Source organism: Mesorhizobium sp. WSM4840 (assembly GCF_055811755.1).
The window spans coordinates 166986-173640 of sequence record NZ_JBVVQD010000015.1 but is presented as its reverse complement, the minus strand read 5'-3'; the positions used below and the strand labels follow the sequence as shown (position 1 = coordinate 173640).

The window sequence follows — 6655 nt, the reverse complement described above, 5'->3', positions numbered from 1 at the left end:
GCGTCTTCGACGCCTGGTTCAGACACCAGAAAATAGAAACCATCGACCTCAATGCCCTGGCTCGATAGGATGGCAAACTGTTCGCGATGTCCTCGCACACCTGTTCGCGATGTCCCCAGTCCAAACAAAGGGAAGAAGGGAAGCTGCGCCCCACCTCAACCCAGCGCCCGCAGCTTTGCCTTCACCTCGAGGAAATCCCGCCACGCCAGCTTCTTGTGCGCGGGGGTTCTCAAGAGATAGGCCGGGTGAAGGGTCGGCATGGCGGGAATGGCAATACCGGAGGCGGCCGTATGGACGCGCCAATTGCCGCGCAGCCGCAGGATGCCCTCGGTGGTGTTGAGCAAGGTCTTTGCCGAGGGGCCGCCCAAATTGACCAGCACCTTCGGATTGACCAGCTCGATCTGCCGTTCGATGAATGGCCGGCAGATCTCGGTCTCGTGCGGCGTCGGCGTGCGGTTGCCCGGCGGCCGCCAGGGGATGACATTGGCGATATAGGCCGACGTCCGGTCGAGGCCGATCGCGGCCAGCATCCGGTCGAGCAGCCGGCCCGAGCGGCCGACGAACGGCAATCCCTCGAGGTCCTCGTCGCGGCCGGGCGCCTCGCCGACCAGCATCACCGCGGCATTCGGATTGCCGTCGGCGAACACGAGGTTCTTGGCGGTGAATTTGAGATTGCAGCCGTCGAATGCCGCCATGTGCTGGCGAAGCTCGTCCAGGGTCGCCGCGGTCGTTGCCAATTGGCGCGCCAAGGCCGCTTGCTGCTCGTCGGGCACCGTCGCCGTCCCGGACGTGGCGCGCACCGCCGGTGCCGCAGCTTGCCTTTCGCCCATTCCGGCGCGTGACAGGCTTGTCGAGCGTGGCAGTGTGGCGCTTCCACCAACTGGCGGAACTGTCGCCGGCGCCCGCTCAGGCGGCTTTGACGCAGCCTCAGCAAACCTGTTCAGCGGCTCGTCTTCGAGCGCTTCATCGACGCCGGCGCTGGCGTAGAAGGCCAGCAGGTCGGCGATATCTGGTCGGTCGTCTCGGGAAACGGCAGTCATACTTTCACATTCCGCCGCGCGGCAGCAATTTGCAAGTAATGCATGTAGCCCAAAAGCGCGCAGCGGTTTTGGGACAACGACATGACGAAAACAAGGATTCTTAGCTCGACGGTATACGCGGATCCTGCACCAGATAGAACGTCCAGCGCGGTGTGTAGTCGGTGATCAGATAATCGAATTTTGCTGTCTTCAACGGGTCGATCTTGCCGCTCTTGAACAGCAGCCGGTCATAGGGTTCGAAGTCGCGATCGAAATCGGCAAAGCTGCTCGACCAGATGTTGTCAGGCGTTTTGTTGCGCTGGTCGAACGACAGGCCGTCGCCGAACACGCTCGGCCGGTGGAGTATCTCCTGGAGCTCGAACTGGAACTCGACCCAGGCCTGGCCGCTGTTGTTGAGCACGTCGACGCGCATATACATGAGGCCATTGGCAAATTGGCCCGCAGTGCCGAAGGGCTGGATCGGCTTTGTCGTGCGGATCGTCAGTGTCACCGGTGTCGCCGAATTCAGCTCTTCGGTGATGACAAGTGGGTCCTCCTTTGTCCCGATGCCCGAGGCGCTGGTGATGCGGAAGCCGCCCAGCTCGTCGGAAAAGGAGTAGGCTCCGGCCACCCAGACCCTTTGCGGCTCGGCGTGGGCGCCAACGGACGCCAGCGGCAAAAGGGCCAAAACGAGCGCCCGGCAAATCCGTCCGGGCGACGAAAAAAAGCGCGTCGATGAAAAGCCGGATGGCCCAGGAATGCGCATGGTGCGAAGTATGGCCGATAAGCAAGCCGTCGAACAATTAAAAACGTCAGGGCGCCGGCTCTCTTTGGAATGGCTTGGCCCGGATCGATGTTCCGGTGGACCGCAAACCGCGATTTTGTAGTACGATGCGCGACTTTTTGACGAAATCGGCATTGTCACGTCAGCGCCGGTTTCACGTCGCGAATTGATGCGCTATGCAGCGGATAAGCCAGCAAGATGCGCAAATGCGGTAGCCAGTGAGATGTTGATGAGCGAGATCGAACGCGAAAGCATGGAATTCGACGTGGTCATCGTCGGCGCCGGTCCGGCTGGCCTCGCCGCCGCGATCCGTCTCAAGCAGGTCAATCCCGAGCTTTCCGTCGTAGTCCTTGAAAAGGGCGGCGAAGTCGGCGCCCATATCCTGTCCGGCGCCGTCGTCGATCCGATCGGCATCGACCGGCTGCTGCCGGGCTGGCGTGACGAAGAAGGACATCCCTTCAAGACGCCGGTCACGGCAGACCATTTCCTGGTCCTCGGCCCCGCCGGTTCGTTCCGTCTGCCCAACATCCTGATGCCGCCGCTGATGAACAACCACGGCAACTACATCGTTTCGCTCGGCAATGTCTGCCGCTGGCTGGCGACCAAGGCCGAGGCGCTGGGCGTCGAGATCTATCCGGGCTTTGCCGCCGTGGACCTCATTTACAGTGACGAGGGCGCGGTCACCGGCGTTGTCACCGGCGATATGGGCGTCGAGAAGGACGGCACGCATGGCCCTGGCTTCGCGCCGGGCATGGCACTGATGGGCAAATATGTGCTGATCGGCGAGGGCGCACGCGGCTCGCTGGCCAAGCAGTTGATCGCAAAATACCATCTTTCCGACGGCCGTGAGCCCGGCAAATACGGGATCGGCCTCAAGGAGCTCTGGCAGGTCAAGCCGGAGAACCACCGGCCAGGCTTGGTCCAGCATTCCTTCGGCTGGCCGCTCGACATGAAGACCGGCGGCGGCTCCTTCCTCTACCACCTGGAGGACAACCAGGTGGCGGTCGGCTTCGTCGTCCACCTCAACTATAAGAACCCCTATCTGTCGCCATTCGACGAATTCCAGCGCTTCAAGACCCACCCGGCGATCAAAGGCACATTCGAGGGCGGCAAGCGGCTCGGTTATGGCGCCCGTGCCATCACCGAGGGCGGCTGGCAGTCGGTGCCGAAACTGTCCTTCCCTGGGGGCGCGCTGATTGGGTGTGCTGCCGGCTTCGTCAACGTGCCGCGCATCAAGGGCTCGCACAATGCCGTGCTCTCCGGAATGCTGGCGGCCGAGCATGTCGCCGAGGCGATCGGCGCCGGCCGCGCCAATGACGAACTGGCTTCTTACGAGGCGGCATGGCGGGCAACCGACATCGGTAAGGATTTGAAGAAAGTGCGCAACGTCAAGCCATTGTGGTCGCGCTTCGGCACCGCCATCGGGGTCGGCATTGGCGGCCTCGACATGTGGCTGAACACGCTGTTCGGCTTCTCGCCTTTCGGCACGCTGAAGCACGGCAAGCCCGACTATGCGACGCTGGAGCCGGCCGCCAAGCATAAGAAGATCGCCTATCCGAAGCCGGACGGCGTGCTCACCTTCGACCGCCTGTCCTCGGTGTTTCTCTCCAACACCAACCACGAGGAAAACGAGCCTGTCCACCTGCTGGTCGCGGATATGGATCTGCAGCAGCGTTCCGAACACGATGTCTATGCCGGGCCATCGACACGCTACTGCCCGGCCAGTGTCTACGAATGGGTCGACAAGGATGGCAACGCCGCCGCCGATCCCGAGGCGAAGGACGTGCGCTTCGTCATCAACGCGCAGAACTGCGTCCACTGCAAGACTTGCGACATCAAGGACCCGAACCGAAACATAACCTGGGTGCCACCACAAGGTGGCGAAGGCCCAGTTTACCAGAACATGTAGCGTCAGATATTTGCTATTCCTAATTGACAGAACGAGTGGCAAGACTGCTGGCACATCTTGCACTCGACGTGGGATCGCGCGGTGCCGTGCCGAGCAGATCCGGCGAGCGTATTGAATGCCAGAAAATTGCCGTTCTGGTCTTCGCGCAAATACCGAATCTACGCCACGGCGGCGATGGTCGTACCCTCCACCGGCCGCGGCACCGGCGTTCCATAGACCCAGAAGGAATCCGGAACCGGAGAGCCGCTCCAGACCACGGCATCGGCGATCTTGGACGCCTCCCACACCACGGTTTTCCAGGCCGGATCGAAAATCATGTAGCCGGGATCGCCCATCACCTCGATGCGATTGCCCCCTGGTTCCAGCATGTACAGGAACGTTGCCCCGCCGATGCCGTGCCGGCCCGGCCCGTGCTCTATCGAAATGCCGGCTTCCCTTGCCAGCTCCGCCAGATCGAAGAGATGCTGCACCGAAATGTAGTGGAAACAGACGTGGTGGAAGCGTCCACGCATCTCCGTCGGCTCCGGGACGATTGCAATATCGTGCGAAAGGTTGGTCACGCTGAGCCAGCTCGCGATCGCCGACCCGTTGTCACCAACGACCCGCTCGCGCTCGCGAAAGCCTAGCACGTCAACCATGAAATCGCGGCAGGCGCCGGTGTTGGCGGCCATCAGGTTCAGGTGGTCGATGCGGCGAACCGGAATGCCGTTGAGCGGGCGTCTCTGCGGGCGATTAAGCAATTTCGTAGCCTGCCCGGGCGGTATGCTGACATAGTCGACGTCCCACAGCAGCTCCATCGAGTGCCCCTCGGGCGTTGCGAATCTGAAGGCGCGGCCATGGCCGGCGTCACCGTCGATCCAGCCTCGCCCGAGGCCGGTCGCCTCTACCGCTGCGACTCGGCGCTCCAGCGCCTGCGGCTGCGCGTTCGCCAAGCAACGTGCCCCAGTCCGGCGTGCTGTGCCTCGGTCACCTTCAGCGAGTGGTGGTACTGCTCCTCATAGCCGCGCAGATAGACCGACTTGCCGCGCCGCTCGGTCTCTTGCATACCCATGAGGTCCATGAAGAAGCGTAATGTCCCATCGAAATCGGGCGTCAGCAATTCGACATGCGCGAGCTGGGCGACATCGAAGATTGGTTCGGAAAGGGTGTTCATAACGACACTCCTGAAGGTGAACGGGTCTATATTGAGGGAAATGTACTCCTGTATTCCTCAAGTGGCCGCACAACAGTTCGCGTAGTTCGCGCGGCGCGGTGTGATACCCTGTCAGGCCGCCGGTACCGGCTGAATGATCCCCTGCGCACAGAACAATTGCCCGTCGGCCAGCCGCGCATAATTATGAACGACTTTGTTCTCGTGATCCTGAACCTGCACGACGAAGTTACCGCTCTGCTCCGTCCAGCTCATGATGAACAGATCAGGGCGGACGCCTGTCAGATCGCTCTTCACGACCTCGTCGATCTGAGTAGCGCCGAGCGTCGCCCGCACATGCAATTCTGTCGGCGACAGAACCGTCAGCCGCGGCACGAACGGGCCGAATGCACAGTCGAAAGTCTTCCCGACGAGCGATGTCGCCCCACCACTGGTAGCAGCCATCCTATTCCTCCTTTGATGTGATGATTTAGCGCTCACACGCCCAGAGTTGGGCACACGAGCCTTCGCTGGCACAGAATGCTTATAAATCTGCTATTTTGCTAATTGGAGCGCTCCAATGTAGGGTCTGCCTTTTATGATGACGAGTCAAGAATAAACTTGGAGCGCTCCAAAAAAGTGTTTAACTGAAGGGGTGAACCATTCCAAAACGCCGACCCTCGCGGATGTCGGGAGAGTTGCCGGGGTCTCCCGCGGCACTGTCTCCAATGTCTTCAATCACCCGGACCTGGTGCGGTCCGACGTGCGCGAGCGCGTCGAAGCTGCGGCGCGCCAGCTTGGTTATGATGGTCCCGACCCTAGGGGGCGGGTACTGCGTAATGGCAAATTCAACGCCATCGGGTTTATGCCGCCGGGCGCCTATGCCATTGCCGACGTGATCAGAAGCCCATATGGACGCGAACTTGTGCTTGGCGTTTCGCTTGCGTGCGACGAGGCCGGGGCGACGCTGAGCCTAGTCAACGGTACGGAAGAAACGCGCACCTCCACCATCCGGGAGGCGTTGGTTGACGGCTTCATTTTGGGCCATAGCGTAGACATCGACCTGATCACCTCGGCGCAGCGCCGGCGCTTGCCATTCGTCATCCTCGAAAGCGATGCCGGCCCGGATATCAATTCGATCCGGATCGACGGCAGGAGCGGAGCGCTGATGGCTGTCGGGCACTTGGCTGCTCTCGGGCACCGGCATTTTGTGATCCTCTCCATCCGGCGCACATCCGGACCACCGATTGTCCACATGCCGGGCAAGGGCAAGATTACCGCGGGCTTTCAACTCGACTATGAAAGGCTTGATGGCTTCGCCCAAGGCTTGGCGGAGGTCAATCTGTCGATCGATGATTTTCCGATCATCGAAACCACCCCTGGGGAGCCTTCGGCCGGAGCTGTCGTGTTCGATCGATTTCCAGAAGCAACGGCAATCCTGACTATGTCGGACTGGCAGGCAATCACCGTGCTCGACGAAGCGGTTCGTCGCGGCATAAACATACCCGAGCACGTGTCGGTTGTGGGCTTCGATGGCACCGCGGAATCGGCACGCACCACGCCCCCACTCACCACTGTCACGCATGACATCGTCGGGAAGGGTCGCCTTGCTGCCCAGATGGTGTTTGAAAACGGCCAGCCGAGGCAGATCATCATGTCGGTTGAGCTGGCGGTCCGCGGATCGACGGGTCCGCCGCGTTGAGGAAATCCGCAAGGATCGCGATTGGCGCGCAGCACGCCGCGCTGCCGAACGCATGACGCGTCGCCCCCTTTCCGTGCCGCAGGCGCTTAAGAGACGCCGCGTTTGCGCCAGC

7 protein-coding genes are annotated in these 6655 nt (G+C 61.5%); 2 read left to right on the top strand and 5 right to left on the bottom strand.

The window, feature by feature from the left end:
* Window positions 1-155 precede the first annotated feature (155 nt).
* Both AC0L3I_RS21035 and AC0L3I_RS21030 read right to left on the bottom strand, forming a co-directional pair.
* A complete protein-coding gene (locus tag AC0L3I_RS21035) occupies window positions 156-1040 on the bottom strand; it encodes a uracil-DNA glycosylase (RefSeq protein WP_473528086.1) in 885 nt (294 codons plus the stop codon).
* A gap of 100 nt (window positions 1041-1140) precedes the next feature.
* Entirely contained in the window at window positions 1141-1785 is a 645-nt protein-coding gene (locus AC0L3I_RS21030) for a hypothetical protein (RefSeq protein WP_473489796.1), read from the bottom strand.
* 247 nt (window positions 1786-2032) lie between these two features.
* Between AC0L3I_RS21030 and AC0L3I_RS21025 the strand changes: the two genes are divergently transcribed.
* Window positions 2033-3712: an electron transfer flavoprotein-ubiquinone oxidoreductase gene (locus tag AC0L3I_RS21025; protein ID WP_473489797.1), complete on the top strand. Its 1680-nt coding sequence runs from the start codon at window positions 2033-2035 to the stop codon at window positions 3710-3712.
* A 158-nt stretch (window positions 3713-3870) separates the two neighbouring features.
* Here the strand turns inward: AC0L3I_RS21025 and AC0L3I_RS21020 are convergent, their stop codons facing one another.
* From AC0L3I_RS21020 to AC0L3I_RS21010, 3 genes are all read right to left on the bottom strand, one after another.
* Complete coding sequence (locus tag AC0L3I_RS21020; protein WP_473528085.1) at window positions 3871-4644, bottom strand: VOC family protein; 774 nt, start codon at window positions 4642-4644, stop codon at window positions 3871-3873.
* On the bottom strand, window positions 4596-4865 hold the full coding sequence (locus tag AC0L3I_RS21015) for a VOC family protein (RefSeq protein ID WP_473528084.1): 270 nt from the start codon (window positions 4863-4865) through the stop codon (window positions 4596-4598). Before AC0L3I_RS21015 ends, AC0L3I_RS21020 begins: the two co-directional genes overlap by 49 nt.
* A 111-nt stretch (window positions 4866-4976) precedes the next feature.
* Window positions 4977-5306: a MoaF-related domain-containing protein gene (locus tag AC0L3I_RS21010; protein WP_133254826.1), complete on the bottom strand. Its 330-nt coding sequence runs from the start codon at window positions 5304-5306 to the stop codon at window positions 4977-4979.
* A gap of 190 nt (window positions 5307-5496) precedes the next feature.
* Here AC0L3I_RS21010 and AC0L3I_RS21005 point away from each other — a divergent pair, with 190 nt between their 5' ends.
* On the top strand, window positions 5497-6543 hold the full coding sequence (locus AC0L3I_RS21005) for a LacI family DNA-binding transcriptional regulator (RefSeq protein ID WP_123149869.1): 1047 nt from the start codon (window positions 5497-5499) through the stop codon (window positions 6541-6543).
* Window positions 6544-6655 lie beyond the last annotated feature (112 nt).

What these genes read in the sequence shown, in the direction of transcription:
- AC0L3I_RS21035 (WP_473528086.1), bottom strand. Translation starts at nt 1,040, where the DNA reads ATGACTGCCGTTTCCCGAGACGACCGACCAGATATCGCCGACCTGCTG.
- AC0L3I_RS21030 (WP_473489796.1), bottom strand. Translation starts at nt 1,785, where the DNA reads ATGCGCATTCCTGGGCCATCCGGCTTTTCATCGACGCGCTTTTTTTCG.
- AC0L3I_RS21025 (WP_473489797.1), top strand. Translation starts at nt 2,033, where the DNA reads ATGAGCGAGATCGAACGCGAAAGCATGGAATTCGACGTGGTCATCGTC.
- AC0L3I_RS21015 (WP_473528084.1), bottom strand. Translation starts at nt 4,865, where the DNA reads ATGAACACCCTTTCCGAACCAATCTTCGATGTCGCCCAGCTCGCGCAT.
- AC0L3I_RS21010 (WP_133254826.1), bottom strand. Translation starts at nt 5,306, where the DNA reads ATGGCTGCTACCAGTGGTGGGGCGACATCGCTCGTCGGGAAGACTTTC.